The 442-nt window shown below is 51.6% G+C and carries 1 protein-coding gene; it reads left to right on the top strand.

Going from position 1 to position 442, the window contains the following annotated elements; translation table 11 throughout:
- Nucleotides 1–86: 86 nt before the first annotated feature.
- A partial coding sequence (locus J9889_RS23220; RefSeq protein WP_210558366.1) for an ISAs1 family transposase occupies nucleotides 87–442 on the top strand: 356 nt, incomplete at its 3' end.

Raw genomic sequence — 442 nt, 5'->3', positions numbered from 1 at the left:
CAGGGCGGGATCGCACTTTGTTAATGAAATTTGAACAGGCAGATCGTCTGTGATCTAATCGCGTCTCCATGCAGGAGGCACGCGCTATGACGTTGATTGAACACCTTACCCTTGTCGAAGAAACTCGCTCTGAGATCAATCGTAAACATAACCTGGTTGATGTCATGTTCCTTGTCATCAGTGCCATCATGAGTGGTGCCGAGGGCTGGAATGACATCGAAACCTATGGCGATTCAAAGATCGATTGGCTCCGTCAGCATCGACCCTTTGCCAACGGCATCCCGCGGCGTCACACTGTTGCCCGCATTCTGCGCTGCATTGTCATCGATACCTTGCTTGAAGCGTTGCTGTGCTGGGTCAATGAACAGCGCACTCATCAGGGCAAACCCATCATTGCCTTTGATGGCAAGGTGTTACGCGGCTCCTTTCGGGGAAATGCCAA

The organism is Aeromonas sp. PrichA-15 (genome assembly GCF_017939245.1).
Lineage (GTDB): Bacteria > Pseudomonadota > Gammaproteobacteria > Enterobacterales > Aeromonadaceae > Aeromonas > Aeromonas caviae.
The sequence above is the reverse complement of the archived record's forward strand: the minus strand, read 5'-3'. Positions and strand labels throughout refer to the sequence as shown.